This is a genomic window from Pseudorhodoferax sp. LjRoot39 (assembly GCF_964253035.1).
Classification (GTDB): domain Bacteria; phylum Pseudomonadota; class Gammaproteobacteria; order Burkholderiales; family Burkholderiaceae_C; genus Pseudorhodoferax.
In genome coordinates, this window is the sequence record NZ_CAXUQL020000001.1 from 7,229,584 (window position 1) to 7,256,173 (window position 26,590).

The 26,590-nt window shown below is 70.3% G+C and carries 26 protein-coding genes; 14 read left to right on the top strand and 12 right to left on the bottom strand.

Features of this window, described 5'->3' with window-relative positions; translation table 11 throughout:
* The first annotated feature begins 157 nt into the window (after positions 1–157).
* Genes ACSQ4M_RS33755 through ACSQ4M_RS33765 form a run of 3 tightly spaced genes read left to right on the top strand, consistent with a single transcriptional unit; the run spans position 158 to position 3,102 of the window.
* Positions 158–1,129, top strand: coding sequence for a tripartite tricarboxylate transporter substrate binding protein (locus ACSQ4M_RS33755; protein ID WP_436193713.1), 972 nt, complete (start codon positions 158–160; stop codon positions 1,127–1,129).
* A 4-nt stretch (positions 1,130–1,133) separates the two neighbouring features.
* Complete coding sequence (locus ACSQ4M_RS33760; RefSeq protein WP_436193714.1) at positions 1,134–1,601, top strand: tripartite tricarboxylate transporter TctB family protein; 468 nt, start codon at positions 1,134–1,136, stop codon at positions 1,599–1,601.
* A gap of 7 nt (positions 1,602–1,608) precedes the next feature.
* Positions 1,609–3,102, top strand: a complete 1,494-nt coding sequence (locus ACSQ4M_RS33765; RefSeq protein ID WP_436194116.1) for a tripartite tricarboxylate transporter permease — start codon at positions 1,609–1,611, stop codon at positions 3,100–3,102.
* Between the two features lie 49 nt (positions 3,103–3,151).
* Here ACSQ4M_RS33765 and ACSQ4M_RS33770 read toward each other — a convergent pair whose 3' ends face one another.
* The 3 genes from ACSQ4M_RS33770 to ACSQ4M_RS33780 form a co-directional block, all read right to left on the bottom strand.
* Positions 3,152–3,661: a pyridoxamine 5'-phosphate oxidase family protein gene (locus tag ACSQ4M_RS33770; protein ID WP_436193715.1), complete on the bottom strand. Its 510-nt coding sequence runs from the start codon at positions 3,659–3,661 to the stop codon at positions 3,152–3,154.
* Between the two features lie 96 nt (positions 3,662–3,757).
* The gene (pgm, locus tag ACSQ4M_RS33775; protein WP_436193716.1) at positions 3,758–5,410 is read right to left on the bottom strand and encodes a phosphoglucomutase (alpha-D-glucose-1,6-bisphosphate-dependent); all 1,653 of its coding nucleotides are present in this window, start codon (positions 5,408–5,410) and stop codon (positions 3,758–3,760) included.
* Between the two features lie 92 nt (positions 5,411–5,502).
* A complete protein-coding gene (locus ACSQ4M_RS33780; RefSeq protein WP_436193717.1) occupies positions 5,503–6,513 on the bottom strand; it encodes a LacI family DNA-binding transcriptional regulator in 1,011 nt (336 codons plus the stop codon).
* A 177-nt stretch (positions 6,514–6,690) separates the two neighbouring features.
* Between ACSQ4M_RS33780 and ACSQ4M_RS33785 the strand changes: the two genes are divergently transcribed.
* The 6 genes from ACSQ4M_RS33785 to ACSQ4M_RS33810 all read left to right on the top strand — a co-directional run bounded on the left by ACSQ4M_RS33785 (position 6,691) and on the right by ACSQ4M_RS33810 (position 13,390).
* The gene (locus tag ACSQ4M_RS33785) at positions 6,691–7,647 is read left to right on the top strand and encodes a Bug family tripartite tricarboxylate transporter substrate binding protein (RefSeq protein WP_436193718.1); all 957 of its coding nucleotides are present in this window, start codon (positions 6,691–6,693) and stop codon (positions 7,645–7,647) included.
* Positions 7,648–7,805: 158 nt separating this feature from the next.
* Positions 7,806–8,936, top strand: coding sequence for an L-talarate/galactarate dehydratase (locus ACSQ4M_RS33790; protein WP_436193719.1), 1,131 nt, complete (start codon positions 7,806–7,808; stop codon positions 8,934–8,936).
* An 18-nt stretch (positions 8,937–8,954) separates the two neighbouring features.
* Positions 8,955–10,529 carry a galactarate dehydratase gene (garD, locus tag ACSQ4M_RS33795; protein WP_436193720.1) on the top strand — a complete coding sequence of 525 codons (1,575 nt, stop codon included), beginning with the start codon at positions 8,955–8,957 and terminating at the stop codon, positions 10,527–10,529.
* Complete coding sequence (locus tag ACSQ4M_RS33800; protein WP_436194117.1) at positions 10,526–11,434, top strand: 2-hydroxy-3-oxopropionate reductase; 909 nt, start codon at positions 10,526–10,528, stop codon at positions 11,432–11,434. The genes garD and ACSQ4M_RS33800 overlap by 4 nt, the downstream gene beginning before the upstream one ends.
* Before the next feature lie 41 nt (positions 11,435–11,475).
* Positions 11,476–12,264, top strand: a complete 789-nt coding sequence (locus ACSQ4M_RS33805; protein WP_436193721.1) for an HpcH/HpaI aldolase family protein — start codon at positions 11,476–11,478, stop codon at positions 12,262–12,264.
* A gap of 28 nt (positions 12,265–12,292) precedes the next feature.
* Positions 12,293–13,390 (top strand): SMP-30/gluconolactonase/LRE family protein, encoded by a 1,098-nt coding sequence (locus ACSQ4M_RS33810; RefSeq protein WP_436193722.1) that lies wholly within the window; start codon positions 12,293–12,295, stop codon positions 13,388–13,390.
* Between the two features lie 10 nt (positions 13,391–13,400).
* Here the strand turns inward: ACSQ4M_RS33810 and modA are convergent, their stop codons facing one another.
* On the bottom strand, positions 13,401–14,150 hold the full coding sequence (gene modA / locus ACSQ4M_RS33815) for a molybdate ABC transporter substrate-binding protein (protein WP_436193723.1): 750 nt from the start codon (positions 14,148–14,150) through the stop codon (positions 13,401–13,403).
* Positions 14,151–14,224: 74 nt separating this feature from the next.
* Entirely contained in the window at positions 14,225–14,719 is a 495-nt protein-coding gene (gene tsaA, locus ACSQ4M_RS33820) for a tRNA (N6-threonylcarbamoyladenosine(37)-N6)-methyltransferase TrmO (protein WP_436193724.1), read from the bottom strand.
* A 61-nt stretch (positions 14,720–14,780) separates the two neighbouring features.
* Between tsaA and ACSQ4M_RS33825 the strand changes: the two genes are divergently transcribed.
* Positions 14,781–15,755 carry a molybdopterin-binding oxidoreductase gene (locus tag ACSQ4M_RS33825; protein WP_436193725.1) on the top strand — a complete coding sequence of 325 codons (975 nt, stop codon included), beginning with the start codon at positions 14,781–14,783 and terminating at the stop codon, positions 15,753–15,755.
* A 33-nt stretch (positions 15,756–15,788) separates the two neighbouring features.
* Positions 15,789–17,033 (top strand): DUF2325 domain-containing protein, encoded by a 1,245-nt coding sequence (locus ACSQ4M_RS33830; protein WP_436193726.1) that lies wholly within the window; start codon positions 15,789–15,791, stop codon positions 17,031–17,033.
* A 4-nt stretch (positions 17,034–17,037) separates the two neighbouring features.
* On the opposite strand, the gene ACSQ4M_RS33835 is transcribed toward ACSQ4M_RS33830, so the two are convergent.
* The 3 genes from ACSQ4M_RS33835 to ACSQ4M_RS33845 all read right to left on the bottom strand — a co-directional run bounded on the left by ACSQ4M_RS33835 (position 17,038) and on the right by ACSQ4M_RS33845 (position 18,347).
* Positions 17,038–17,226: a DUF2970 domain-containing protein gene (locus tag ACSQ4M_RS33835; protein WP_436193727.1), complete on the bottom strand. Its 189-nt coding sequence runs from the start codon at positions 17,224–17,226 to the stop codon at positions 17,038–17,040.
* A gap of 69 nt (positions 17,227–17,295) precedes the next feature.
* Positions 17,296–18,003, bottom strand: a complete 708-nt coding sequence (locus ACSQ4M_RS33840) for an LrgB family protein (protein WP_436193728.1) — start codon at positions 18,001–18,003, stop codon at positions 17,296–17,298.
* Positions 18,000–18,347, bottom strand: coding sequence for a CidA/LrgA family protein (locus ACSQ4M_RS33845; protein WP_436193729.1), 348 nt, complete (start codon positions 18,345–18,347; stop codon positions 18,000–18,002). The genes ACSQ4M_RS33840 and ACSQ4M_RS33845 overlap by 4 nt, the downstream gene beginning before the upstream one ends.
* 96 nt (positions 18,348–18,443) lie before the next feature.
* Between ACSQ4M_RS33845 and ACSQ4M_RS33850 the strand changes: the two genes are divergently transcribed.
* Both ACSQ4M_RS33850 and gloA2 read left to right on the top strand, forming a co-directional pair.
* Entirely contained in the window at positions 18,444–19,859 is a 1,416-nt protein-coding gene (locus ACSQ4M_RS33850) for a PLP-dependent aminotransferase family protein (protein ID WP_436193730.1), read from the top strand.
* 5 nt (positions 19,860–19,864) lie between these two features.
* Positions 19,865–20,257 (top strand): SMU1112c/YaeR family gloxylase I-like metalloprotein, encoded by a 393-nt coding sequence (gene gloA2, locus ACSQ4M_RS33855; RefSeq protein ID WP_436193731.1) that lies wholly within the window; start codon positions 19,865–19,867, stop codon positions 20,255–20,257.
* On the opposite strand, the gene ACSQ4M_RS33860 is transcribed toward gloA2, so the two are convergent.
* The 3 genes from ACSQ4M_RS33860 to ACSQ4M_RS33870 all read right to left on the bottom strand — a co-directional run bounded on the left by ACSQ4M_RS33860 (position 20,239) and on the right by ACSQ4M_RS33870 (position 24,055).
* The gene (locus ACSQ4M_RS33860) at positions 20,239–21,168 is read right to left on the bottom strand and encodes a DUF808 domain-containing protein (RefSeq protein WP_056669534.1); all 930 of its coding nucleotides are present in this window, start codon (positions 21,166–21,168) and stop codon (positions 20,239–20,241) included. The genes gloA2 and ACSQ4M_RS33860 overlap by 19 nt on opposite strands.
* 74 nt (positions 21,169–21,242) lie before the next feature.
* Positions 21,243–22,667, bottom strand: a complete 1,425-nt coding sequence (locus tag ACSQ4M_RS33865) for a GTPase/DUF3482 domain-containing protein (protein ID WP_436193732.1) — start codon at positions 22,665–22,667, stop codon at positions 21,243–21,245.
* Positions 22,664–24,055: a DUF2868 domain-containing protein gene (locus tag ACSQ4M_RS33870; protein ID WP_436193733.1), complete on the bottom strand. Its 1,392-nt coding sequence runs from the start codon at positions 24,053–24,055 to the stop codon at positions 22,664–22,666. The genes ACSQ4M_RS33865 and ACSQ4M_RS33870 overlap by 4 nt, the downstream gene beginning before the upstream one ends.
* A 93-nt stretch (positions 24,056–24,148) precedes the next feature.
* Between ACSQ4M_RS33870 and ACSQ4M_RS33875 the strand changes: the two genes are divergently transcribed.
* Positions 24,149–26,044, top strand: coding sequence for a PhoX family protein (locus ACSQ4M_RS33875; protein WP_436193734.1), 1,896 nt, complete (start codon positions 24,149–24,151; stop codon positions 26,042–26,044).
* Between the two features lie 4 nt (positions 26,045–26,048).
* Here ACSQ4M_RS33875 and ACSQ4M_RS33880 read toward each other — a convergent pair whose 3' ends face one another.
* Positions 26,049–26,567, bottom strand: coding sequence for an N-acetyltransferase family protein (locus ACSQ4M_RS33880; RefSeq protein WP_436193735.1), 519 nt, complete (start codon positions 26,565–26,567; stop codon positions 26,049–26,051).
* Between the last annotated feature and the right edge of the window lie 23 nt (positions 26,568–26,590).

Sequence of the window (26,590 nt, forward strand, 5' to 3'; positions counted from 1 at the left end):
ACAGGCCAGCCATGTTCGATGGGGCATCTTGGCGCCGCCGCCGTGGGGCGGCATCGTCGGAACGGACGAAGTTGTCGGGTTAGGGTCATCCAGAGTGGTCAGACCACCCGACCAATGTTGCAATCGCGCCCACTTCGAAACCATGAGGAGACACCGCATGCAACGACGCCACGTCCTGGCCCGCACGGCCGGCGCCATCGCCACCCTCGCCCTGGCTCTGCCGGCCCTGGCGGCCTGGCCCGACCGCCCGATCACCTTGATCGTGCCCTGGGGCGCCGGTGGCGGCACCGATGCGGTGGCCCGCATCATCGGCGCGGAGCTCGAGAAGGAATTGAAGCAGCCCATCAACGTCGTGAACCGCACCGGCGGCAGCGGCGTGGTGGGCCACCAGGCCATCGCCTCGGCCGCGCCGGACGGCTACACCATCGGCATCCTGACGGTGGAGATCGGCATGATGCGGCACGCCGGCCTGACGCAGCTCTCGGGCGCGGACTACACGCCGCTGGGCCTCATGAACTTCGACGCCAACGCCGTGCTGGTGCGCGCCGATTCGCCGATCAAGACCGCCGCCGATCTGCTGGCCGCTGCCAAGGCCAGCCCCGGCAAGATGAAGGCCAGCGGCACCGGCCAGGGCGGCATCTGGCACCTGGGCCTGGCGCAGTGGCTGGTGGACAACAAGCTGCCCGGCAACGCCATCGGCTGGGTGCCCAGCCAGGGTGCGGCGCCCGGCCTGCAGGACCTGCTGGCCGGCGGGGTGGACGTGGTCTCGTGCTCGCTGCCCGAGGCCCGCGCGCTGATCGAGGGCGGCAAGGTGCGCCCGCTGGTGCTGCTGGGCTCCAAGCCCGACGGCATCTTCCCGCAGGTGCCGCTGTACACGGATGCCAGCGGCAAGATGTGGAACGCCGGCGCCTGGCGCGGCATCGCCGGCCCCAAGGGCCTGCCCAAGGACGTGAGCGACCGGCTGTCGGCCGCACTCAAGAAGATCTTCGACGGCGCGGGCTACCAGGATTTCCTGAAGTCGCGCGGCTTCGGCGCGCTGTACGCCGGGCCGGCGGAATTCGGCAAGTTCATGGCCGACAAGGACGCCGAGGCGGCCACCGCGATGAAGGCCGTGGGCATCGCCAAGTAAGGCCGTGCGCATCCACGACAGCCTGACCGGGGGGGTACTGCTGCTCTTGTCCCTGGCCGTGCTCTGGCACATCCAGGGCTTTCCACCGGCGGCCGGCCAGCAGTACGGGCCGGCGCTGTTCCCGGGGCTCATCGCGGGCGGCCTGGCCATCGCCTCGGCCGTGCTGTGCTGGCAGGGCTTGCGTTCGGACCAGCCGCTGCTGGCGCTCGGCGAAGGGCTGCGCTCGCCGCGCCACCTGGCCAGCCTGCTGGTGGCCCTGGGCGGCATGGTGTTCTACATCCTGTGCGTCGACGCACTGGGCTTCATCGTCTGCAGCGCGCTGGTGCTGCTGGCGCTGCAGTGGGCGCTGGGCGTGCGGCCGCTGGTGGCGCTGGCCGTGGCCCTGGTGGCCACGCTGGTGATCCACACCTGCTTCTACAAGCTGCTGCGCGTGCCGCTGCCCTGGGGTTGGCTGCAACCCATGGCCTGGTGAAGGACGCCTGATGGACGCGGTTCTGCAAGCCTTCGCGCTCGTCGCCACACCGCAGGTGGCGCTGGTGATGCTGCTGTCCGGCATGTTCGGCATGTTCGTGGGCGCCGTCCCGGGGCTGACGGCCACCATGGCCACGGCCCTGCTGGTGCCGATCACCTTCTTCCTGCCACCGGTGCCGGCGATTGCCGCCATCGTCACCGCCACGGCGATGGCGATCTTCGCCGGCGACATCCCCGGGGCGCTGCTGCGCATTCCGGGCACCCCGGCCTCGGCCGCCTACACCGACGAGTCCTACGCCATGACGCGCAAGGGCGAGGGCGAGAAGGCGCTGGGCATCGGCCTGGTGTTCTCGTGCATCGGCGGGCTGTTCGGCACGGCGGTGCTGATCGTGGCTGCGCCGTCCCTTGCCGAATTCGCCATCCGATTCAGCTCGTTCGAATACTTCTGGCTGGTCGCGCTGGGCCTGAGTTGCGCTGTGTTCATCACCAGCGACGCGCCGCTCAAGGGCTTGATCACGCTGTTCCTGGGCTTGCTCATCGGCTGCGTGGGACTGGAGAACCCGGCCGCCCATCCGCGCTTCACCTTCGGCAACACCGACCTCCTGGGCGGGGTGAGCCTGGTGCCCGCCATGATCGGCATGTTCGCCATCTCCGAGATCCTGCGCTTCACACTGACGGCCGAGCAGCTCGGCCGCTTCAACCAGCAGCTCGGCTCGGTGTTCAAGGGCATGTGGGGCTTGATCCGCAAGTACCCCAAGCAGACCCTGCGCGGCAGCGCGCTGGGCACGGCGGTGGGCATCCTGCCCGGGGCCGGTGCCGACATCGCGGCCTGGATGTCGTTCGCGATGAGCAAAAAGCTCTCCAGGGAGCCCGAGAAGTTCGGCACCGGCCACCCCGAGGGCCTGGTCGAGGCCGGCGCCGCCAACAACAGCGCCATCGCCGGCGCCTGGGTGCCGGCGCTGGTGTTCGGCATCCCGGGCGACTCGATCACAGCCATCGTGATCGGCGTGCTCTACATGAAGAACATGAATCCGGGGCCGATGATCTTCATGAACAACGCGCCCAGCGTCTACGCCGTGTTCCTGGTCTTCATCGCCGCCAATCTGTTGATGCTGCCGCTGGGCTGGGCCTGCATCAAGGCGTCCTCGCGCATGCTGCGCATGCCGCGCAACATCCTGATGCCCATCATCCTGCTGTTCTGCCTGGTCGGTTCGTTCGCCATCAACAACGCGCTGTTCGACCTGTGGATCCTGCTGGCCTTCGGCGTGGCGGCCTGGCTGCTGGAGGACAACGGCTTTCCCATTGCGCCAGCCATCCTGGGCATGCTGCTGGGCAAGATGCTGGAGGAGAACTTCATCACCTCGATGATCAAGTCCGAAGGCAGCTGGCTGGCCTTCGTCGAGCGGCCGATCGCCGGCGGGCTGGCGCTGTTCACGCTGGCACTGTGGTTCGGCTCGGCCTGGCTGGCCTGGCGCCGACGCACGAACACACAGGCCGCGTGAACGCCACGCCACCAGTCGGCGACACGGGCGCGGCCCGGCATGCGCTGCATCAGTCCGCGTGCATGCGGATTTCGCGGCTCTCACCCATGCCGGTGGGCGGCTTGCCCGTGGCGGCGGCCTTGGCCATCTTGTAGAGCTGCGTGAGCTTGTTCTCCTTGACGTCCCAGAAGTGCGCGTGGGTGATGCGCACCTCGACCAGGGCCACGTCCGGATCGTCGACCCCGCCCGGGAACCAGGCTTCGGTCATCTTGTTCCACAGCTGGCGCGCCTTCGCCTTGTCATCGCTGACCACCGCCGTTCCGCTCACCGAGACGTAGCTGTCCTTGCCAGGGTCGGCGTAGCTCGCGTTGACCGTGGACTCGCGCGCCAGGTCTTCGACCGAATCGCCCTTGCGCGACATGAAGAACCACAGCCGGTCGTCTTCGTCCAGCTGCTTGTTCTGCGTGGTCATGGGCCGCGCATGCAGGTGGCCATTGGCCGGGTGGCGCGTGGTGAACATGGCGAACTTGATGTCCTTGATCAGTTCCCACAGCTGCTGGCGGTCTTCGGGGGTGCTCATGTGCTCTCCTTCGTTGGTGGGCAGCCGCATCGGACGACACGGCCTGGTCCCATTGAAGGCGGCCTGACGGCCACGCCCCATCGGCGCGGTGCGTGCCTACGCGTCGGCGATGGCGCCGTCCACCACGGCCTGGGCCTCGGCAAAGATGCGCTGCAGATGCGCCTCGCCGCGCAGGCTCTCGGCGTAGATCTTGTAGACGTTCTCGGTGCCCGAAGGCCGGGCCGCGAACCAGCCGCCGGCGGTGCTGACCTTGATGCCGCCGATGGCCGCGCCATTGCCGGGCGCATGGCTCTGCACGCTGGTGATGGCCTCGCCCGCGAGTTCGGACGAGGTGATCTGCGCGGGCGCGAGCTTGCCCAGCAGCTTCTTCTGCGCGGGCGTGGCCGGCGCGTCCTGGCGGCTGAACACGGGGTTGCCGAAGTCGGCCGCGAGCGTCGCGTAGAGCTGGCCCGGGTCGCGGCCACCGCGCGCCGTGATCTCGGCCGCCAGCAGGGCCGCGGTGATGCCGTCCTTGTCGGTGGTCCAGACCGTGCCGTCGCGGCGCAGGAAGCTGGCGCCCGCGCTCTCCTCGCCGCCAAAACCCAGCGAGCCGTCGAACAGGCCGTCGGCGAACCACTTGAAGCCGACCGGCACCTCGTGCAGTCGCCGGCCCAGGCGCGCGGCCACGCCGTCGATCACGCTGGTGCTGACGATGGTCTTGCCGACGGCGGCCTGCGCGCTCCACTGCGGACGGTTGCGGAACAGGTAGTCGATGCAGACCGCCAGGTAGTGGTTGGGCGGCAGCAGGCCCGTGCTGGGCGTCACGATGCCGTGGCGGTCGTGGTCGGTGTCGCAGGCGAAGGCCACGTCGAAGCGGTCCTTCATGGCCAGCAGCGACTGCATGGCGTGCGGCGAGGATGGGTCCATGCGGATCTGGCCGTCCCAATCCAGCGTCATGAAGGCGAAGCGCGGGTCCACCGTCTCGCTGACCACGGTCAGGTTCAACTGGTAGCGCTCCGCGATGGCGCGCCAGTAGTGCACGCCGGCGCCGCCCAGCGGGTGCACGCCCAGGCGCAGGCCGGAGCTGCGGACCAGGTCGAGGTCGAGCACGCTGGCGAGGTCGGCCACGTAGGTGTTCAGGAAGTCGTGGCGCTGCGTGGTCGCTGCATCCAGCGCCGCGCGCAACGGCATGGTGCGCACGCCGGCCAGGCGGGCTTCGAGGTATTTGTTGGCCGCGGCCTCGATGGGGCCGGTGATCTCGCCGCCGGCCGGGCCGCCGTTGGGTGGGTTGTACTTGAAGCCGCCATCGCGTGGCGGGTTGTGCGAGGGCGTGACGAGGATGCCGTCGGCCAGGCCCTGGGTCCGGCCCTTGTTGTGGACCAGGATGGCGTGCGAGACGGCCGGCGTGGGCGTGGGCTCGTCGTTCGCGGACAGCAGCACGGGCACGCCGTTGGCGGCCAGCACCTGCACGGCACTGGCCACGGCCGGCTCCGACAGCGCATGCGTGTCGGCGCCCAGGAACAAGGGGCCGGTGATGCCCTGGGCCTTGCGGTGGTCGCAGATGGCCTGGGTGATGGCCAGCACATGCCAGTCGTTGAAAGAGCGGTCGAACGCCGAGCCACGGTGGCCCGAGGTGCCGAAGGCCACGCGCTGGGCCGGCACGCCCGGGTCCGGCTGGTCGTCGGCGTAGGCGGCGCGCAGCGCGGCCAGGTCGATCAGGGCATCGGCGGGAGCCGGCTTGCCGGCGAGAGGGTGCAGATGGGCGCTCATGGTGTCCTTCGGTCGGTGTAGCCCCTTGGTGCAAAGGCCATGCCAGAGCATAGCGGTGCACCGCCACGCATCCGGTAGGACGGGTGGCCCTGTTACGCCGTGGAGCCGCGTTCGACGATGCGAAAGCCCACGTCGACGACGGGCTGCGCCACCGTCTCGCCGCGGCAGCGCGCCAGCACGAGCTGCGCGGCCAGCCGGCCGATGGCCGGGCCGTCGATGAGCACGGTGCTGAGGGACGGCCACAGGTGCGCCGCGAAATCGGCATTGCCGAATCCGCAGACCGCCAGATCCTGCGGCACGCGCAGCCCGCGCGCCTGCGCCTCGACCAGCACGCCCTGGGCCAGTTGGTCGGAGCTGCAGCACACGGCCTGCAGGCCGGGCTCGTGCGCCAGCAGTTCGGCCAGGGCCTGGCGGCCCCGTTCCAGGTTGCTTGGCGCGGCCACGGTGGCGGTGGGCACAGCGCGGCCGTAGGCGGCCTCGAAGCCGGCCTTGCGCAGCAGCGCACGCGGATCGCCGGCCGTGGCGATGCCCACGCGCTGCCAGCCCTTGGCGCGGAAGAAACCACCCACGGCGCGTCCCACGCTGTCTTGCGAGAAGCCCACCAGCATGTCCACCGGCGCGTCCGACAGGTCCCAGGTCTCGACCACGGGAATGCCCGTGCGGCGCAGCCGCTCGCGCACGGCCGGGTCCTGCACCAGGCCCGTGAACACGATGCCATCGGGCTGGCGGCTGATCATGGTGTTGAGCACCACCTCCTCGCGCGCGCGCTCGTAGCCGGTCTGGCCCAGCAGCACCTGGTAGCCCTCGGCCGCCAGCGTCTCGGTCAGCGTCTGCACCGAGGGGAGGAACTGCGCCACCGCGAGCGCCGGCACGATGCCGGCCACCATGCGGCTGCGCTTGGACTTGAGCCCGCCCGCCAGCAGGTTGGGGATGTAGCCCGTGACCTGCACGGCCTGCTGCACGCGCGCAATCGTCTTGGCCGAGACCACGCCCGGATTGCCGAGCGCACGCGAGGCGGTGATCAGCGACACCCCCGCGCTACGGGCGACATCGTGCAGCGTGGCGGGCTTGGCAGATCTGGCAGCAGGTGGCGCGGCGTTCATGGCGGCTGGCACGTGCGGGAAACAACCCGCTTGACGGCAGAAATGACAACGATATCATCCGCATCCGTCCAGGTCATCGTACAACCATGCAGAAAACACCAGGATTGCACGCAGACGTCCGACATCACGCCGGGTGACAACGATGTCATTCGCCTCACAGACTGCTTTGGAGACTCTATGAAGAAGCTTTTCGCCGCCGCCCTGGCCAGCTTGGCCTTCGCCGCCGCCGCCGACACCTGGCCCAGCAAGGCCGTCACCATGGTCGTGCCCTTCCCGCCCGGCGGCTCGACCGACCAGGTGGCGCGTGCCGTCGGCCCGCTCTTGACCGACAAGCTCAAGCAGTCCTTCCTGGTGGACAACAAGGCCGGCGCCACCGGCACCATCGGCGCGACCTTCGTCAAGCGCGCGCCGGCCGACGGCTACACCTTCCTGGTCACCTCGCTGGGCCCGCTGGTCATCGTGCCGCACCTGCTCAAGGGCATGCAGTTCGACCCGCTCAAGGACTTCGACACCATCACGGTGGCCGTGCAGTCGCCCAACGTGCTGGTAGTGCACCCGAGCTCGCCGTTCAAGAGCCTGGCGGACGTGGTGGCCTTCAACAAGGCCAACCCGGGCAAGATGACCTTCGCCTCGGCCGGCAACGGCTCGTCCGACCACCTGACGGCCGAGCTGTTCTGGCAGCAGATCGGCGTCAAGGGCATCCACGTGCCCTACAAGGGCGGCGCGCCGGCCCACACCGACCTCATGGGTGGCCAGGTCGATGCCTCCTTCCAGAACGTGAACTCGGTGCTGCAGTACATCAAGGGCGGCAAGATGCGCGCGCTGGCCGTGACCAGCACCAAACGCTCGCCCGTGCTGCCCGACGTGCCCACCATGGCCGAGGCCGGCGTGGCCAACGTGGAGGTGACCTCCTGGCAGGCCATCGTGGCGCCCAAGGGCCTGCCGGCCGACGTGCGCGAGAAGGCCCATGCGGCCTTCGTCGAGGCGCTCAACAGCCCCAAGGTCAAGGACCAGTTCACCAGCATCGGCTTCGAGATGGTGGCCAACACGCCGGCCGAGTTCGCCGCCTTCCAGCAGAAGGAATACGCGAAGTGGAAGACGGTCATCGAGACCGGAAAAATAAGCATCGAGTGACCCCCCGTTTGGCCGGCTCACTGCGTTCGCCGGCCGATACCCCCAAGGGGGCGCACCCGGCGGCCTGGCAGAGCCAGTTCCGCGGGTGCACTGGGATGGCCTGCTCCGCGGCCGCCTGAACCGAGGCTTGCAACCGCCGCTGCACTTTCAACACCGCCATGACACACGACAGCATCGCCCACATCCGCCTCTCCTCCTGCTATTTGCCGCTGGCCAATCCGATCAGCGACGCCAAGGTGCTGACCGGCCGCCAGAAGCCCATGACCGAGATCGCGATGCTGTTCGCTGAAGTTCAGACCAAGGACGGGCACACCGGCCTGGGCTTCAGCTACTCCAAGCGCGCGGGCGGCCCCGGTCAGTTCGCGCACGCCAAGGAAGTGGCGCCCGCGCTGATCGGCGAAGACCCCAGCGACATCGCCAAGCTCTGGACCAAGCTGTGCTGGGCCGGCGCCTCGGTGGGCCGCAGCGGCCTGGCGGTGCAGGCCTACGGCGCCTTCGACGTGGCGCTGTACGACCTCAAGGCGCGCCGCGCCGGCCTGTCGCTGTCCAAGCTGCTGGGCGCGCAGCGCGACTCGGTGCGCTGCTACAACACCTCGGGCGGCTTCCTGCACACACCCATCGAGCAGTTGTCGGTGAACGCCGCCGCCTCCATCGAACGCGGCATCGGCGGCATCAAGCTCAAGGTCGGCCAGCCCGACGGCAGGATCGACATCCAGCGCGTGGAGGCCGTGCGCAAGCACCTGGGCGACCACGTGCCGCTGATGGTGGACGCCAACCAGCAATGGGACCGGCCCACGGCCCAGCGCATGTGCCGCATCTTCGAGCAGTTCAACCTGGTCTGGATCGAGGAGCCGCTGGACGCCTACGACCACGAAGGCCACGCCGCGCTGGCCGCCACCTTCGACACGCCCATCGCGACGGGCGAGATGCTGACCAGCCTGTCGGAGCACTACGACCTGATCCGCCACCGCGCGGCCGACTACCTGATGCCCGACGCGCCGCGCGTGGGCGGCATCACGCCATTCCTCAAGATCGCCGCGCTGGCCGAACACGCCGGCATCGCGCTGGGCCCGCACTTCGCGATGGAACTGCACGTGCACCTGGGCGCCTGCTACGCCACCGAGCCCTGGGTCGAGCACTTCGACTGGCTGGAGCCGCTGTTCAACGAACGCCTGGAAACCAGGGACGGCCGTATGCTGGTGCCGACGCGGCCGGGCCTGGGCCTGTCGCTGTCCGAACAGGCGCGCGGCTGGACGCGCGAGACGGCGGAGATCGGCCAACGCGCCTGAAACAACGAAGCAAGCACGATGAGCAAGCCCCTCTACATCACCATGCACGAGGCCGACAACGTGGCCATCGTGGCCAACGACGGCGGCCTGCCGGCCGGTACCGTCTTCGAAGGCGGCCTGACCCTGGTCGACAAGGTGCCGCAGGCGCACAAGGTGGCGCTGGTCGACATCCCCGCGGGCGGCGCCGTGCGCCGCTACAACGTGACCATCGGCTACGCGCTCAAGGACCTGCCGCGCGGCAGCTGGGTGCACGAGCGCCTGCTGCAGATGCCCGAGGCACGCGAGCTGGTCGGCCTGCCGATCGCCACCGTCAAGCCCGAACCGCAGCCGCCTCTGGAGGGCTACACCTTCGAGGGCTACCGCAATCCGGACGGCTCGGTCGGCACGCGCAACATTCTGGCGATCACGCAGACCGTGCAGTGCGTGGCCGGCGTGACCGACTTCGCGGTGCAGCGCATCAAGGCCGAGCTGCTGCCCAAGTACCCGAACGTGGACGACGTGGTGGCGCTGGAGCACACCTATGGCTGCGGCGTGGCCATCGACGCGCCGGACGCGATCATCCCGATCCGCACGCTGCGCAACATCAGCCTGAACCCGAACTTCGGCGGCGAGGTGATGGTGGTCAGCCTGGGCTGCGAGAAGCTGCAGCCCGAGCGGCTGCTGCCGCCTGGCTCCATCCCCATCGTGGACGAGCGCAACGTGGCCGATGTGGGCGACACGGCCGAAGCCAAGCTCGATGTGGTCTGCCTGCAGGACGATGCGCACGTGGGCTTCATGTCCATGGTCGATTCCATCCTGCGCCAGGCCGAGGAGCACCTGGAGCGCCTGAACGCGCGCCGCCGTGAGACCGTGCCGGCCAGCGAACTGGTGGTCGGCGTGCAGTGCGGCGGCAGCGACGCGTTCAGCGGCGTGACTGCCAACCCGGCCGTGGGCTATTGCACCGACCTCTTGGTGCGCGCCGGCGCCAGCGTGATGTTCAGCGAGGTGACCGAGGTGCGCGACGGCATCGACCAGCTCACCTCTCGCGCCAGCACGCCCGAGGTGGCCGAGGCCATGGTCCGCGAGATGGCCTGGTACGACGCCTACCTGGACAAGGGCCGCGTGGACCGCAGCGCCAACACCACGCCGGGCAACAAGAAGGGTGGGCTGTCCAACATCGTCGAAAAGGCCATGGGCTCCATCGTCAAGAGTGGCTCCTCGCCCATCACGGGCGTGATCTCGCCCGGCGAGAAGCTCAAGGCAAAGGGTCTCATCTACGCCGCCACGCCCGCCAGCGACTTCATCTGCGGCACGCTGCAGCTGGCCGCCGGCATGAACCTGCACGTGTTCACCACCGGCCGCGGCACGCCCTACGGCCTGGCCGAGGTGCCCGTGATCAAGGTGGCCACGCGCGACGACCTGGCGCGCCGCTGGCACGACCTCATGGACATCAACGCTGGCACGATTGCCACCGGCGAGAAGACGATTGCGGACGTGGGCTGGGAGATGTTCCAGCTCATGCTGGATGTCGCCAGCGGCCGCAAGAAAACCTGGGCGGAACAATGGAAGCTGCACAACGCGCTGGTGTTGTTCAACCCCGCACCCGTGACCTGAAACCTCAAAGGAGAGACAGCATGAAAATCGGATTCATCGGCCTGGGCATCATGGGCGCGCCCATGGCCCTGCACCTCGTCAACGCCGGCCACGAGCTGACCTACGTCAAGCGCAGCAAGGTCAATGCGGAGATCGCGGCCAGCAGCGCCAAGGGCGTCGCCACGGCCAAGGAAGTCGCGCAGGCGGCCGACGTCGTCATCCTGATGCTGCCCGACACGCCCGACGTGCAGGCCGTGCTGTTCGGCGAGAACGGCGTGGCCGAAGGCCTGACCCAGGGCAAGACCGTGATCGACATGAGCTCGATCTCGCCCATCGAGACCAAGGCCTTCGCCGAGAAGATCGCGGCGCTGGGCTGCGATTACCTGGACGCGCCGGTCAGCGGTGGCGAGGTCGGCGCCAAGGCCGCCAGCCTGACCATCATGGTCGGCGGCAGCGACGAAGCCTTCGCCAAGGCCAAACCCCTGTTCGAGAAGATGGGCAAGAACATCACGCACGTGGGCGGCGTGGGCGACGGCCAGACCACCAAGGTGGCCAACCAGATCATCGTGGCGCTGAACATCGCGGCCGTGGGCGAGGCCCTGCTGTTCGCCAGCAAGGCCGGCGCTGACCCGGCCAAGGTGCGCCAGGCGCTGATGGGCGGCTTCGCGGCCAGCCGCATCCTGGAGGTGCACGGCGAACGCATGATCAAGCGCACCTTCAACCCGGGTTTCCGCATCGGCCTGCACCAGAAGGACCTGGGCCTGGCGCTGGCCGGCGCCAAGTCCATGGGCGTGGCGCTGCCGCAGACCGCGGGCGCCGCGCAGCTGATGCAGACCTGCGCTGCGCAGGGCTGGGACCAGCTCGACCATTCGGCGCTGGTCAAGTCGCTGGAGCTGATGGCCAAGCACACCGTCGCCCCCGACTGACCCCTGCTTCCCGGCAAGACCCACAACAACAGGAGCACGCCATGAGAGACAACCGCCTGCGCACCCTCTGGCAGTCGGGCGGCGCCGCCGTCAACGGCTGGCTGGCCATTCCCAACAGCTTCACGGCCGAGACCATGGCCCACCAGGGCTGGGATTCGCTGACCATCGACCTGCAGCACGGTGTGGTGGACTACCAGGCCATGCTGCCCATGCTGCAGGCCATCGCCACCACCGACACCGTGCCGGTGGTGCGCGTGCCCTGGCTGGAGCCCGGCATCTTGATGAAGACGCTGGACGCCGGTGCCTCCGCCGTGATCTGCCCCATGGTCAACACGCGCGAAGACGCGCAGAAGCTCGTGGCCTGGACCAGCTACGCGCCGCGCGGCACGCGCAGCTTCGGTCCCATCCGCGCGCTGCTGGTCCATGGCGCCGACTACCCCACGCAGGCGAATGACCACATCGTGCGCTTCGCGATGATCGAGACCGCGCAGGCGCTGGACAACCTGGACGACATCCTGTCCGTCGAAGGCCTGGACGCGGTCTACATCGGCCCGTCCGACCTGTCGCTGTCGCTGGGCTGCCGGCCGGTATTCGACGATGTGGACCCCAAGGCCCAGCAGGCCATCGACCACATCCTGGCGCGCGCCAAGGCGCACGGCATCGTGGCCGGCATCCACAACGGCAACCCGCAGGGCGCGCTCGCGCGCATCGCGCAGGGCTTCCAGTTCATGACCGTCAGCTCGGACGCCCGGCTGATGGCGGCAGGCGCGCAGCAGGTGGTGGCCGCCATGCGCGCACAGGCACCGGCCAAGGCCGGCAGCGGCTACTGAATTCCGCAACCAAGGAGGAGACTTTCCCATGCACCAAGACAGCCGCAGACGCTTTTTGAAAACCGCCGCCGGCACGGCACTCGGCACGGCCGCCAGCCTGGCCGGCGCCCAGTCCTTCGACTTCAAGCCGGCGCAGCGCTACCCCGACCCCAACGTCTTCATCCTCGACCCCAGCTTCGCCAAGTACCGCATCTACAGCAGCACCATCGAGCAGCTGGGCAGCGGCATGCGTTGGGCCGAAGGGCCGGCCTACTTCCCCGAGACGGGTACGCTGATCCTGTCGGACATCCCGAACAACCGGCTCATGAAGTACGAGGAGAAGACCGGCAAGTTCTCCGTGCACAAGGAGAACGTCAACTACGCCAACGGCAACACGCGTGACCGCCAGGGCCGGCTGCTCAGCTGCGAGCACTCGGTCACGCGCCGCATCGTGCGCACCGAGAAGGACGGCAGCACGACCGTGCTGGCCGACAACTTCGAGGGCAAGCGTCTGAATGCGCCCAACGACATCGTCGTCAAGTCCGACGACAGCATCTGGTTCACCGACCCGCTGTTCGGCATCAACGGCGAGTGGGAAGGTTCGCGCGCCAAGCCCGAGCAGGCCACCACCAACGTCTACCGCATCGCCAAGGACGGCAAGATCACGGCCGTGATCACCGACCTCGTGAACCCCAACGGCCTGGCCTTCTCGCCCGACGAGAAGAAGCTCTACGTGGTCGAGTGGAAGGGCACGCCCAACCGCAGCATGTGGAGCTACGACGTCGCGGCCGACGGCACCCAGCTCTCGAACAAGACCAAGCTGATCGATGCCGGCGGCCCGGGCGCGTTCGACGGCTTCCGCGTAGACCGCGACGGCAACCTGTGGTGCGGCTGGGGCTTCTCCGGCGCCTTCGCGCCCGAGGCGACGGACATCGGTGGCGGCATGAAGGCGCACCTGCCGCTGGCCAGGTCCGACGAGATGGACGGCGTGAAGGTCTTCAACAAGGACGGCAAGCCCATCGGCTTCATCCGCCTGCCCGAGCGCTGCGCCAACCTGGAGTTCGGCGGCCCCAAGCGCAACCGGCTCTACATGGCGAGCAGCCACTCGCTGTACGCGCTGTACGTCGAGGCGCACGGCGCGGTGTGATGCAGCAACGCTATGGCCTGCCGAAGCCGTAGCGCGCCAGCACTTGCTGGCCGGCGTCGGAGTTCACGAATGCGATGAAGTCGGCTGCTGCAGCCTTGTTCCTGCTGTCGGCCACCACGGCGATGGGGTAGGACACGGGCGTCGCGCCCTGCGGCGAGGCCACCACCTTGACCTTGTTGCTGGCAATGGTGGCATCGGTGCGGTAGACGAAGCCGGCCTCCACCTCGCCGCGGCTCACATAGTCCAGCACCTGGCGCACGCTGTCGGCCTGCACGAACTTGGGCTCCAGCACATTCCACAGGCTGGCGGCCTCCAGCACGTCCTTGGTGTAGCGGCCCACGGGCACGGTGGCCGTCTTGCCCACGGCGATCTTCCTGACCGCCGCGCGGTTGAGGTCCGCCAGGCCTGTGATGCCCACGCCGCCCTGGGCCGGCTCGACCAGCACCAGGCTGTTGGTCACGAAGTTCTTGCGCGAGGCGGCGTCGACGAGCTTCTGCGCACCGGCCCGGTTCATGGTTTCCTGGTCGGCGCTGGCGAACACGTCCACCGGCGCACCCTGGCTGATCTGCTGCAGCAGCACGCCGGAAGCCGCGAAGTTGAAGCGCACCGTGGTGCCGGGCTTGCCGGCCTCGAACCTGGGTGCCAGTTCCTTGAACGCGTCGGTCAGGCTCGCGGCGGCGGACACGGTGATCTGCTGGGCCCAGGACGCGGCGGGCAAGGCCAGGGCGAGAACCAGAGAAGCGACGGCAAAGGACCGCATGCAAGGACTCCTGAGAGGGGATGGTGTTCGGACAGCAGGTTCGCTGTGTTCTCATGAATATAACAGCGAGCAACTCAGGCCATGCGGCCGTCGGCCCGCATGGTGTCCACGCCGGCGATGCGTGGCGCGAACCAGCCGATGCGCTCGGTCTGGCGCACGTCGAAGCGCGGCACATAGGGCTTGATGTCCAGCACCGGCGTGCCATCCACCATGTCGTTGCCCGAGAACGCGAGCACGAGGCCCTGCACGGATTCCAGCCGCACGATGGACAGGCCGATGCGGTTGGGCCGCGTCGGCGCACGCGTGGCGAACACGCCGTGGCTGCGGTCGTCCAGGAACGGAACCACCTCCAGGCGTTCCTGCGTGCACAGGTGCAGGTGCGTGAGCACGATCAGGTACTCGAAGCCTTCGATGTCGCGCAGGCCCGCGGCGTAGGCCGAGGCGATCTCGATCTGCCCCAGTTCCTGCTGCGCACCGGCCGTCTGGATGGGCGTGCCCTCGGGCGTGGCGAAACGGCTGCGCACCACGCCGATGGGGCAACAGACGACCGTGCCTTCTTGCTGTTTCATTGTCATACCTCATCGCTATGCCATACTGAATATAACGAACAACGACCCCGAGGAGCTTTCAGTGTCCGTGCGCATTTTTTCCCGCAGTGTCATTTGCTCGCTCGCGGCCGGCCTGGCCCTGGCCGCCTGCGGCGGAGGCGACGATGCAGCCACCGTGCGCATCGACGGCGCGCTGGACCGCCCGGCCAGCCTGGGGTCCGCTGCGCTGGGCGAGCGGCCGGCCATCACGCAGAACGTGGCGTTCACGAGCGGCAGCGGCACGCAGCAGCGCAGCTACGTCGGCGCGGACCTGTGGTCGCTGCTGTCGGACATGGGCATCCAGACCACGCCGGGCGCACGCAACGACCAGCTCAACCGCTACGTGCTGGCCACGGGCGCCGACGGCTACCGCACCGTGTTCGCGCTCGGCGAGCTGAGCCCGACGTTGGGCAACAAGGGCAGCATGCTCGCCTACCTGGAGAAGAACGGCGACGGCACGACCACGGCCATCGGGTCGGAAGACGGCCCGTTCCGCGTCACGGCACCTGGCGACGTGCGCGGCGGACGCTATGTGTCGCAGCTGGTGCGGCTGGACGTGCGCCCGTCCGGCTCCACGGCGGCCGGCACCGGTGGCGGTGTGTCGCCCAGCTTCACGGTCGCTGGCGCGGTCGCCACGCCGATGGCGTTCGACCTCGCGGCGCTGCAGGCCCTGCCCGCCAGCACCGTCACGGTCGGCAACAGCGCGTACACCGGCGTCAGCCTGTGGAACCTGCTGAACACCCAGGTCGGCCTGAAGACCGATGCAAGCACCAAGAACCCGCTGCTGAGCATGTACGCCGTGGCCACGGGCAGCGATGGCTACAAAGCCATGGTCTCGGTCGGCGAGATCCATCCAAGCTTTGGCAACCGTGACGCCCTCGTGGCCTATGCGGTGGACGGCGCGCTGCTGGACCGCAACGGCATGGCGCGGCTGGTCGTGCCCGGCGATGCGCGCGCGAGCCGGCATGTCTCCAACCTCGTCGCCATCGAGGTCTTCGCGGCGCCGGCAGCGCCCTGAGCGGCTCAGGGCTGCGGCAACAGAAGCCACTCCATGGTCTCTCCGCCCTTCCAGTTGGCCAGCAGTGCCGTGGCTGCAGGCCGCTGCGCACCCGGCACCCCGCACCTGCAGCAGCCCGCGCCGGTGCGGCGCCGCGCCCGCCTGGCCGACCTCGATCCCAACTACCACTGCTCCATCGTCGGCACCTGCCTGGGCACGGCCAGCCTGCGCAAGCTCATGGTGCGCTGCCTGCCGGAGCTCGCCCAGGCATCGGACGTCGACATCCACCACGAAGCCGTGCACCTGGCCACGGCCGGCGGCGCGGGAGCCAAGGCCTTGCACAAGGCGCTCGACGAAGCCCATGCCGTGGCGATCAGGCGCTTCGCGGGGCTGGACGGCGCGGCACTGGCGCAGGCCTGGCAGCAGGCCCTGGCCCTCGGCCAAGTGCCCGGCGCCTACTGGGCGCTGCTGACACACGCCCAGACCACGCCCGAGCTGCGCAAGCGCGCCTTCGGCGATGTGCACATGCTTTCGCACCTGGTCGGGGCGGCGAACCGCGCGGACATCCGGCGGCTGCAGGCACTGACGCAGCGCAACGCCGAACTGGGCGAGCAGGTCGAACGGCAGCAGCTGCGGCTGCAAGACCTGGCGCAGGAACGGCAGGCGCTCGCCGAGCGCCTGCAAGCACAGGCACTGGCGCAAACCCGCTGCTGCGCGCCAGCGCCCGACGTCGCCGGCCTGCAGGCCGAGCTGGCAGCGCGCGACCAGGCGCTGGCGCACCAGACCGGCCGGCGCGAGGCGGCCGAGTCGCAGATGCTGGCCGAGCGCCAGGCACGCGAAGCGCTGCAGCAGCGTGTCGGGACGTCACTGGAACTGATCGACGCCTTGCAGGCCGAGCTGCAGGCCCTGGAGGAACAGCTGGCCGCGCAGCTGGAGCCGGTGGCACCCATCCTGCGCTTGCAGGGCTGCCGCATCGTCTATGTCGGCGGGCGTCCCGGCGCGAACCGCAGCATCCGCGCCATGGTGCAGGCGGCCGGTGGCGAACTGGTGCTGCACGATGGCGGCATCGAGGACCGCAAGGGTCTGCTGGCCGCAGCGCTGCCCCGGGCCGACTTCGCGGTGTTCCCGGTGGACTGCGTGGACCACGACTCCATGGCCACCGTCAAACGGCTCTGCGAGCGCCACCAGATCCCGTTCCACCCGGTGCGCAGTGCCAGCGCCGCGAGCTTCGCAGCCCTGCTGGCACGCCTGGCAGACGCGCAGTTGCCCGGACCGCACCGGTGCATGCGCCACGGCTGAGGGTTCAGGGGCCCGCCGCGAACCGGGCCAGCGCCACCAACCCCACGACCAGCAGCAGCACGATCACGAAGGCCACCAGGATGAGCGGCAGGAAGCCCACCTGCTCGGTGCGCTTGTCGGCCTCGGATCGACGCCCGCCCAGGCCGATGAAGCTCCAGAGCACGGCGCGCACGGTGCGCAGCAACTTGTTCATGGCCCGACTGTGCCGCAGACCGGCTTCAGAGAACAGCAGCAGTTGTGCATGCGGCAAGCGTAGCAGGCATCACACGCACGCCAGCAGCAGCGGCACGAGCAGGCTGGTCAGGATGCCGTTCAGGCCCATGGCCAGCGCCGCGAACGCGCCCGCCACCGGGTTCAGCTGCAGTTCGCGCGCCATGCCGATGGCATGCGCCGTGAGGCCCAGCGCCACGCCACGCACGACCGGGTCCTGGTCCACGCCCAGCCAGCGCAGCAGCGGCTGCGACACCATGGTGCCGGCGATGCCCGTGATCGCCACGGCCACGGCGGCCAGCGCGGTCAGGCCGCCCATGCGCTCGGCCACCGGCATGGCGATGGGCATGGTGGCCGATTTGGGCGCCAGCGACGCCAGCGTCTCCCAGGAGCCACCCAGCGCCCAGGCGATGCCCACGGCCGAGACGATGGCCGCGGCCGAGCCGACCAGCAATGCGATGGCCAGCGGCCGCCAGATCGCGCGCACGCGCGGCCACTGGTGGAACAGCGGCACGGCCAACAGCACCGTGGCCGGCCCGATCAGCAGCGTGAGCGGCTGGGTGCCGCGCGCGTAGTCGGCATAGGGCGTGTCGCTGGCCAGCAGCAGGCCGACCAGCACCAGCACCGAGGTCAGCACCGGGATCAACGCGGGATGCGCGCCGCTGCGCCGGTACAGCGCCAGCGTGCCCGCGTAGACCAGCACCGTCAGCGCCAGCCACCAGACTGGCGAGGCCGCCAGTGCGCTCCAGGCCGCCGTCATGCCGCCGCCTGCCGGCCCAGCAGCCACTTGAGCACCAGCGCCGTGACGACCAGCGTGACCACCGCGCCGAACACGCTGGCCAGCAGGAACGGGCGCCACTCGCGCGCCACGCGTTCGAAGTGCAGCATCACACCGGCCACGGACGGAATGAACAGCAGCATCATGTGCGGCAGCAAGGCCTTGGCGCCCTGGTCCAGCCCGGCCGGCACGCGGCGCAGCACCAGCAGGCCGCCGAACAGCGCCAGCATGCCGACCACCGAGCCCGGCAGCGGCCAGCCGGCCAGGCGCACCAGGGCGTCGCCCAGCGCTTGCAACAGGAACAGGGTGGCGATGGCGTAGAGCATGGGGCGGCGATGCTAGTGCATGCGGCGGCGGCCGAACACCACCAGTTGCGCGGCAGGGCACCGGATCAGATGCATGACAATGCCGCCGCCCCACCCATGAAGCGCTACGAAGCCCTGGCCCACGACATCGCGGAATCCATCCGCGCCGGCGTGCTGCGCCCGGGCGACCGGTTGGCCTCGGTGCGCCACACCAGCGCCAGCCGCGGCGTGAGCCCGTCCACGGTGTTCCAGGCCTACTACCTGCTCGAAGCGCGCGGCCTGGTGCAGGCGCGCGAGCGCTCGGGCTACTACGTGGCGCCGCATGCGCAGCAGGTGCCGCCCGAGCCCGAGACCGCCTCGCAGCCGCAGGAAGGCTCGGTGCCCGTGGACGTCAGCGCACTGGTGTTCGAGATCCTGGACGCGAGCATGGTGCGCGAGGTCGTGCCCTTCGGTTCGGCCTTCCCGAGCCCGCTGCTGTTTCCACTCGCGCGGCTGGGCCAGTCGCTGGCCGCCAGCGCGCAGGCGCTGGACCCCTGGAGCACGGTGGACGACCTGACGCCCGGCAACGCCGCGCTGCGCCGGCAGATCGCACTGCGCTACCTGGCGGCCGGCATGCCCATGTCGGTGGACGACATCGTCGTGACCAACGGCGCGCTGGAGGCGCTGAACCTGTGCCTGTCGGTCGTCACGCGGCCGGGCGACACGGTGCTCGTGGAAGCGCCGGCCTTCTACGGCGCGCTGCAGGCGCTCGAGCGCCAGGGCTTGTCGGCCGTGGAGGTGCCCACGCATCCGCGCGAGGGCATGATTCTCTCCGCGCTGGAGCAGGCCATCGCGCGCCACCGGCCCAAGGCCTGCTGGCTCATGAGCAACTTCCAGAACCCGCTCGGCAGCCTGATGCCCGAGGAGCGCAAGCGCGCCCTCGTGGAACTGCTGGCGCGCTACCAGCTGCCGCTGATCGAGGACGATGTCTACGCCGAGCTCTACTTCGGCGACAGGCGCCCGCCCCCGGCCAAGGCCTTCGACAGCCAGGGCCTGGTGCTGCACTGCTCCTCGTTCTCCAAGTCGCTGGCGCCGGGCTGGCGCATCGGCTGGGCCGCGCCGGGGCGCTACGCCCAGGCCGTGGCGCGGGCCAAGCTGATGTCCACGCTGGCCACGGCCGTGCCCACGCAGATGGCATTGGCGCGCTACCTGGAGCGCGGCGGCTTCGACAAGCACCTGCGCAAGCTGCGCCAGACCCTGGCGCAGCAGCAGGCGCAGTTCATGCAGGCGCTGGGCCGGCATTTCCCGCCTGGCACGCGCGCCACGCGGCCGGCCGGTGGGTACTTTTTGTGGGTGGAGTTGCCGCCGCAGGTCGACGCGCTGGCACTGCACCGCCAGGCGCTGGCCCAGGGCATCAGCATCGCGCCCGGGCCGATCTTCTCGCCGAGCCGTGCCTTCGCGCACTGCATCCGCCTCAACTACGGCCACGCCTGGAACGCGCGCAGCGAGGCTGCACTCGCCACGCTGGGCCGGCTGGTCCACGCGGCCCTGTGAACGCCATGGAACTGCTGCGCATCCACCACGCCGCCATCATCTGCGCCGACTACGCGCGCTCCAAACGCTTCTACACCGAGGTGCTGGGCCTGCGCGTCGTGGCCGAGCACTACCGCGCGGCGCGCCAGTCGCACAAGCTGGACCTGGCGCTACCCGATGGCAGCCAGATCGAGCTGTTCAGCTTCCCCGCGCCGCCGCCGCGCCCTTCGCGGCCGGAAGCCCAGGGGCTGCGCCACCTGTCGTTCGCGGTGTCCGATGTGGCGCGCTGCAAAGCGGAACTCGAAGCGCAGGGCGTGTCCGTCGAGGACATCCGCACCGACGCGTACACGGGCCGGCGCTTCACCTTCTTCGCCGACCCCGACGGGCTGCCGCTGGAGCTCTACGAAGACGCCGCCTGACCGCGCAGCTTCTGCACCAGCGTGACGGCAGCCAGCACCACGGCGCCGGCCACGATGCCGACGCCCGCGTTCGCGAGTGCCGGCGTGATGGCCTCCCAGAACGGTCCGCCCGGCCAGATCGCCGTGGCGTGCGCCATCTCCTCGATACCGTGGTGCAGCACCGCCACGCCGTGCGTGAGGATGCCGCCGCCGACCAGGAACATGGCGGCCGTGCCGACCACCGACAGGCCCTTCATGAGCCAGGGCGCCGCCGCCAGGATGGCGCGGCCCAGCGCGGCGCGCGCGCCGCCGAGGCGGCTCAGGTGCAGCCCCGCGTCGTCGAGCCGGACGATGCCGGCGACCAGGCCGTAGACCCCGATGGTCATGGCCACGGCGATGCCGACCAGCACCACCAGCTGGGTCAGGAACGGGCTCTGCTGCACCGTGCCCAGCGTGATCGCGATGATCTCGGCCGACAGGATGAAGTCGGTGCGCACGGCGCCCTTGATCTTGTCCTTCTCCAGCACCACGAGGTCGACCGTCGGGTCGGCCACGGCCTGCTTGTGCTGGACCGCGTGCGCCGCATCGTCTTCCGGGCGGTGCAGGAACTTGTGGGCCAGCTTCTCGAAGCCCTCGTAGCACAGGAAGGCACCGCCCAGCATCAGGAGCGGCGTGACGGCCCAGGGCGCGAACGCGCTGATGGCCAGCGCCGCCGGCACCAGGATGGCCTTGTTGAGCATGGAGCCCTTGGCCACGGCCCAGACCACGGGCAGCTCGCGGTCGGCCTGAACGCCCGTGACCTGCTGGGCGTTGAGCGCAAGGTCGTCGCCGAGCACGCCGGCCGTCTTCTTGGCCGCGACCTTGCTCAGGACCGAGACGTCGTCGAGGATGGAGGCGATGTCGTCGAGCAGTGCGAGCAGGCTGGAGGCCATGGGGGTCCGAGTGGAGTGGATGAGCGGACCATTGTGCGCGAGCCGGTGACGGGCGCGCGACAGCGCAGGCCGCGTCAGTCCGTCGGCTGCAGCAGGGGGCGCAGCAACGCCGCGGCTTCTTCCTGCACGCGCCGGCGCCGGTCCGAGCTACTGCCGGGCTTCTCCCAATCGGGCCGGCTGCGGGCGGGCTGCACGGCCTGCACCACGCGGCGCAACGGGGCATCCAACGCAGCGTCGGACGCGGTGCCCTGCTCCAGCTGGGCCAGTGCCGCGTGGCCGCGCCGGTCGAGCTGGCGCGCCAGGCCCACGAGCTGCAGCGCGACGAGAAACAACAGGGCGTTGTCCAGTGTGAGCTCGCGCACGCCATTGAGCTGGTTCAGCAGCTTGCCACCGATCTGGCGCCAGCCCTGCGAGACGATGCTGCCCAGCGCGCCGCCCAGCGCCGCACCAGCGCCCAGCGAGAGCCCGCCCACGGCCAGGTCGGCGATCACGCCGACCGAGGCGCCCACCGCCGCGCCCATGCCCAGCCGGCGGCCGGCCTGGCGCAGGGCCTCGGGGTGGAACAGGTCGCTGTCCCAGCGGCCGTCCTGCCAGGGCAGCGCGGCGAGCCGTGCGTCGTCCTCGGCAAAGCCCTGGATCTCCAGCAGTTGGTCGGCGCAGCCGCGTACCAGCACCAGCGCCAGTTGCTGGAAGTCCTGCTCGGCGCGCGCCCGCGCGGCGGGCTCCGCGTAGACCACCTCGCCGATGCCGCGGCGCAGCGCCGCCAGCCGCAGCAGCACGTCGGCAATCGCCCGGCTGGCGGCATCGCGCCGGCCACCGGCTTCCTGCTGCAGGTGCTGGCCGACCTGCTGCAGCCGCGCGCGCTGGCCCGGCAGCAGTGTGGCCAGGTCCTGGTAGAGATGCTGCTCGGCGCCGACGAAGGGCGCGACGGCGTCGAAGCGCACCTGGGCGTGCAGGCCACCGCCGGCCAGCACGGCCTGCCAGTCGGCCAGGCGGCTCGCGGGGTCGCGCACGAAGTTGAGCACGGGCATGACCGGGCGCGCGCAGGAGTTCAGGATCTCGATCTCGGCCCGGTGCTTGGGCAGCACGGGCTCGCGGCTGTCGATGACGTAGAAGGCCGCGTCCACCTCCAGCATCTTGCGCAGCACCTTGGCCTCCTGCTCGAAGCTGCCGCGTGCCTCCGGCCCTTGCAGAAAGGCGCGCACGCGTGCGGGGCGGTCCATGCCGGCGTCGGCACCGACGCCCTGCAGAAAGTCCCACAGCGCGACGGAGTCTTCCAGGCCCGGCGTGTCGAAGAAGCGCAGCGCGGGACGGCCGGCGATGCGCAGTTCGACCACCTCCACATGGCGCGTGGTGCCGGGCCGGTCGGACACCTCGCCGAAACGGCGCTTGCGCGTGAGCGTGCGCAGCAGCGAGGTCTTGCCCGCATTGGTGTGGCCGACCACGGCGATGGCCAGGGCCTCGTCGGGAGTCTGGGCGCCGGGGATGGGCAGCTTCATGGCGCCTCCAGCCAGGCCAGCGCGGCCTCGGGTTCGGTCAGCACCGCGAGCTGCACCAGATCGCTGCGCTGCAGCCAATCGCGCCAGCGTGCCGCGTCGGACTCCTGCCGCGCACCGCCCAGCAGCACCGCGCAGGCAGCACTGCGGCCGCCGGCCTCGCGCAGGAAACGCTCGGTGCCACGGTCGGGGCTGGAGGCCGCATGGCAGGCCACGAGCAGGCGGTGCGCTGGCGCCACGGCAAGGCGCTGCAGCAGGTCGGCGCGCTCGCGCTGGCTGCCGTCCATGCGCAGCACCTGCACCGTGGCAGGCGGCGTGAAGGGCGGCCAGGGCGCCTCGGGCGGCAACTCGAAGCCCACCAGCAGCTGCGTGCCGGCATCGGCCACCGGCGCGGCAGGCGCGGCGGCTGGTGCGGCGCCAGGCTGCTCGGCGTCCACCACCAGCACCGGCTCCATGGCCTCGAAGCGCGACAGCAGCGCGCGCACGCCGGGGTCGGCCAGGTCCAGCGCCAGCCGGCCCTGGCCGCGCCGCCAGGCGGCCCAGCACAGCAGCGCGCAGACCAGGCGCACAGCCAGGCCGTAAACGGCCACACAGCCCAGCAGCCACCAGGCCCAGGCGCGCTGCGCGTCGGTGCCGGCCAGCGCAGGCTGCAGCAGCGTGGCGGTATCCGGCATGGCAAAGCCCAGGTGCTGCGGCAGCCAGCCCGTGGCCTGCACGAAGTGCACGAAGAAGTCCGGCGTCAGCAGCGTGGTCTCCCAGGTCAGCCGGTAGGCGCGCAGCGACAGTCCCAGCGCCAGCGCAGCCAGCAGCAGCACGAAGGCCAGCGTCCAGATGGCATGGCTGATGCCACCGAAGGCCCAGGGCGCCAGCCGCGCGCGGGCCAGCACGTCGGTGGTGGCGCGCGCCAGCTGCACGGCGTGCGGGCCACGGTCCAGCGGCAGCCGGGCCGTGAGCTGCAGCGCCCAGCGGCCCAGTGCGCCGCCGGCCGCCGATCGCCAGGGCAGCAGCAGGCTGGCCAGCCACAGCGCCAGCGTCACCGTGTGCAGGCCCAGCACGGACACGAAGGCGGCGACCACGTTGATCTCGCGCGCATCGCCGAGCACCCCGCGCGCCAGCGCCCAGGCGCTGCCGACCACGCCGAGCACCAGCAGCAACAGCACCGCACCGCCCAGCTGGCGCCAGCGCCGCCATTCGCGCTGCAGGCCCAGGCGCTCGCCGAGCAGCCAGGCGCGCTCCAGCACACGGCCGGCGCCATCGGGCCGGGCGCTGAAGGCCTGGCGCATGGCCTGGCCATCTTCGAGCCGGCCCTCCTCCTCGATCAGTTGCACGGCGCGCCAGATGGCGGCCTGGGCCAGGGGGCTGCGTCCGGGGTCGGAAGGGAACGGAGACATCGGGCGGGACAACGGGGCGCGTGACAATCGGACGCGCAGCATGCCACAGGGGCAGGAACCAGCAGGGACACGATGGCCAAGGACTTCAGTCGCATGGAACACAGCAACCGCTCGGGCAATCCGGCCCTGGACGCGGTGTCCGATCTGGCGCGGCGGCGCTGGCTGCAGGGCGGCCTGGGTGCGGCGACGGCCGCGTTGCTGGCACCGCTGGCGGGCTGCGCCACTGCAACCAGCGGCACCGGTGGGACCGACGGGCGCATCGGCTTCGAAGGCATTCCGGCTTCGGCCGCCGACCGCGTGGTGGTGCCGCGCGGCTACGTCGCCCAGGTCCTGGCGCCCTGGGGCGAGCCCGTGGGCGTCGCCGGTGCCATGCCGGCCTTCCGCGACGACCTGTCGAACAGCGCCGAGGAGCAGGCGCTGCAGCTGGGCATGCACCACGACGGCATGGGCTACTTCGCGCTGGACGGCGGGCAGCGCGGCCTCCTGGTCATCAACCACGAGTACACCGACGACGGCATGCTGCACCCGGGTGGCATGGTGCCCTGGACGGCCGAGAAGGTGCACAAGTCGCAGGCCGCGCACGGGCTGTCGGTGGTCGAGGTCGCGCTCGAGGGCGGCCGCTGGCAGTTGCAGCGGCCCAGCCGCTTCGCGCGCCGCATCACGGCCAGCACGCCCTGCACGGTGGCGGGCCCGGCGGCCGGCCACCCCTTGCTGCGCACGGCCGACGATCCGGCCGGCCGCACCGTGCGCGGTACGCTCAACAACTGCGCCGGCAGCACCACGCCCTGGGGCACCTACCTCGCGGGCGAGGAAAACTTCCGCTTCTACTTCGCGGGTGGCCGCGAGCGCGACACCGACCAGCGGCGCTGGGGCATGACGGAGCAGGCCTTCTTCCGCTGGGCCGAGCACGACGCGCGCTTCGATGCGCGCCAGCACCCCAACGAGTTCCACCGCTTCGGCTGGATTCTGGAAGTCGACCCGATGGACCCGAACGCCGCGCCCGTCAAGCGCACGGCCCTGGGCCGGGGCGCGCACGAGGGCGCCTGGGTGGCCACGACCGAGGACGGCCGCGCCGTCGTCTACTCCGGCGAGGACGCGCGCTTCGAGTACCTCTACAAGTTCGTGAGCCGGGACCGCATCGCGCCCGCCTCCGCCGGCCAGAGCGCGGCGCAGGCCAACCGTGCGCTGCTGGACCACGGCACGCTGTACGTGGCGCGCTTCGACGCCGACGGCACGGGCCGCTGGCTGCCGCTCGTGCACGGCGAAGGCCCGCTCACGGCCGCGGCCGGCTTCGCCGACCAGGGCGCGGTGCTGGTCAGGACGCGCCAGGCCGCCGACCTGCTGGGCGCCACGCGCATGGACCGGCCCGAATGGCTGGCCATCGACCAGGCACGCCGCACGGTCTATTGCACGCTGACCAACAACAGCGCGCGCGGCGCACCGGGCCAGCCGGGTGTGGACGCGGCCAACCCGCGCGCGGGCAACGTGATGGGCCAGGTCATCCGCTGGCAGGAAGACGGCGATTTCGACGCCACCCGCATGCGCTGGGACCATTTGCTGCTGGCCGGCGACCCGGCCAACACCAGGCCCGAGGCGCGCGGCAACATCCGCGGCGACATCTTCGCCTGCCCCGACGGCCTGCTGCTGGACGCGCGTGGCCTGCTCTGGATCCAGACCGACGCGGCGGCCGGCGAGATGCGCCGTGGCGAGATGCAGGCGCTGGGCAACAACCAGATGCTGGCCTGCGACCCGGCCACGGGCGAAGTGCGGCGCTTTCTGACCGGGCCCGTGCACTGCGAGATCACGGGTGCCACGATGGCGCCGGACGGCCGCACACTGTTCGTCAACATCCAGCACCCGGGCGAGCCGCCGTCGGACCGCAGCGTACCGGATGAAGTGACCAAGTACTCGACCTGGCCGGATGGCGGCCGGCCACGCTCGGCGACCCTGGCGATCCGTCGCGAGGACGGCGGGCTGGTCGGAAGCTAGAAGTTCAGTCGACGGCGCGCTTGAGCCGCATCTCTTCGATGCGGATGTCGCCGAACGGCGTGGTGCGCGCGGTGTTCAGTTCGCGCTTGAAGCCGGCGAGGTCGAAGAAGCGCAGCGCGCGCTCGTTGCGCAGCGGGATCCAGACCGTCACGCTGGTGCAGCCCTCGTCGTCCAGGCCTTCGCGCGCAGCGTCCCACAGGGCCAGGCCCGCGCCCTTGCCCCAGTGCTCGGGGAGCACGTGGATGGCCCAGACCTCGCCCACGGTGGGCTTGGTGCCCTTGTCGCGCGAACGGTCGAAGGCGACAAAGCCCACCACCTGGCCCTCAAACCGGGCCACATAGACCTGCGGATCGCCGAACTCGATCGCCTCGCGCCACTGCTGCAGGCGTTTGGCCACGGGCTGCGCGTTCAGCAGTTCCTCCGGCACGATGCCGGCATAGGCGGCCAAGGTGGCAGCGGCGTGGACATCGACGATGGCTTGGGCGTCGCGCTTCTCGGCGGGACGGACTTCGTAGAACGACATGTGGGTGCGAGAGACTGAAAAAG

What these genes read in the sequence shown, in the direction of transcription:
- ACSQ4M_RS33845 (WP_436193729.1), bottom strand. Translation starts at nt 18,347, where the DNA reads ATGCTCTACGCCATCGCCACCCTGTTCCTGTTGCAAGCGCTGGGCGAC.
- ACSQ4M_RS33860 (WP_056669534.1), bottom strand. Translation starts at nt 21,168, where the DNA reads ATGGCCTCCAGCCTGCTCGCACTGCTCGACGACATCGCCTCCATCCTC.
- ACSQ4M_RS33875 (WP_436193734.1), top strand. Translation starts at nt 24,149, where the DNA reads ATGGAACACAGCAACCGCTCGGGCAATCCGGCCCTGGACGCGGTGTCC.
- pgm (WP_436193716.1), bottom strand. Translation starts at nt 5,410, where the DNA reads ATGAGCGCCCATCTGCACCCTCTCGCCGGCAAGCCGGCTCCCGCCGAT.
- ACSQ4M_RS33780 (WP_436193717.1), bottom strand. Translation starts at nt 6,513, where the DNA reads ATGAACGCCGCGCCACCTGCTGCCAGATCTGCCAAGCCCGCCACGCTG.
- ACSQ4M_RS33835 (WP_436193727.1), bottom strand. Translation starts at nt 17,226, where the DNA reads ATGAACAAGTTGCTGCGCACCGTGCGCGCCGTGCTCTGGAGCTTCATC.
- garD (WP_436193720.1), top strand. Translation starts at nt 8,955, where the DNA reads ATGAGCAAGCCCCTCTACATCACCATGCACGAGGCCGACAACGTGGCC.
- ACSQ4M_RS33880 (WP_436193735.1), bottom strand. Translation starts at nt 26,567, where the DNA reads ATGTCGTTCTACGAAGTCCGTCCCGCCGAGAAGCGCGACGCCCAAGCC.
- ACSQ4M_RS33785 (WP_436193718.1), top strand. Translation starts at nt 6,691, where the DNA reads ATGAAGAAGCTTTTCGCCGCCGCCCTGGCCAGCTTGGCCTTCGCCGCC.
- ACSQ4M_RS33810 (WP_436193722.1), top strand. Translation starts at nt 12,293, where the DNA reads ATGCACCAAGACAGCCGCAGACGCTTTTTGAAAACCGCCGCCGGCACG.
- ACSQ4M_RS33790 (WP_436193719.1), top strand. Translation starts at nt 7,806, where the DNA reads ATGACACACGACAGCATCGCCCACATCCGCCTCTCCTCCTGCTATTTG.
- ACSQ4M_RS33840 (WP_436193728.1), bottom strand. Translation starts at nt 18,003, where the DNA reads ATGACGGCGGCCTGGAGCGCACTGGCGGCCTCGCCAGTCTGGTGGCTG.
- ACSQ4M_RS33865 (WP_436193732.1), bottom strand. Translation starts at nt 22,667, where the DNA reads ATGAAGCTGCCCATCCCCGGCGCCCAGACTCCCGACGAGGCCCTGGCC.
- ACSQ4M_RS33770 (WP_436193715.1), bottom strand. Translation starts at nt 3,661, where the DNA reads ATGAGCACCCCCGAAGACCGCCAGCAGCTGTGGGAACTGATCAAGGAC.
- tsaA (WP_436193724.1), bottom strand. Translation starts at nt 14,719, where the DNA reads ATGAAACAGCAAGAAGGCACGGTCGTCTGTTGCCCCATCGGCGTGGTG.
- ACSQ4M_RS33830 (WP_436193726.1), top strand. Translation starts at nt 15,789, where the DNA reads ATGGTCTCTCCGCCCTTCCAGTTGGCCAGCAGTGCCGTGGCTGCAGGC.
- ACSQ4M_RS33805 (WP_436193721.1), top strand. Translation starts at nt 11,476, where the DNA reads ATGAGAGACAACCGCCTGCGCACCCTCTGGCAGTCGGGCGGCGCCGCC.
- ACSQ4M_RS33870 (WP_436193733.1), bottom strand. Translation starts at nt 24,055, where the DNA reads ATGTCTCCGTTCCCTTCCGACCCCGGACGCAGCCCCCTGGCCCAGGCC.
- ACSQ4M_RS33850 (WP_436193730.1), top strand. Translation starts at nt 18,444, where the DNA reads ATGAAGCGCTACGAAGCCCTGGCCCACGACATCGCGGAATCCATCCGC.
- gloA2 (WP_436193731.1), top strand. Translation starts at nt 19,865, where the DNA reads ATGGAACTGCTGCGCATCCACCACGCCGCCATCATCTGCGCCGACTAC.
- modA (WP_436193723.1), bottom strand. Translation starts at nt 14,150, where the DNA reads ATGCGGTCCTTTGCCGTCGCTTCTCTGGTTCTCGCCCTGGCCTTGCCC.
- ACSQ4M_RS33755 (WP_436193713.1), top strand. Translation starts at nt 158, where the DNA reads ATGCAACGACGCCACGTCCTGGCCCGCACGGCCGGCGCCATCGCCACC.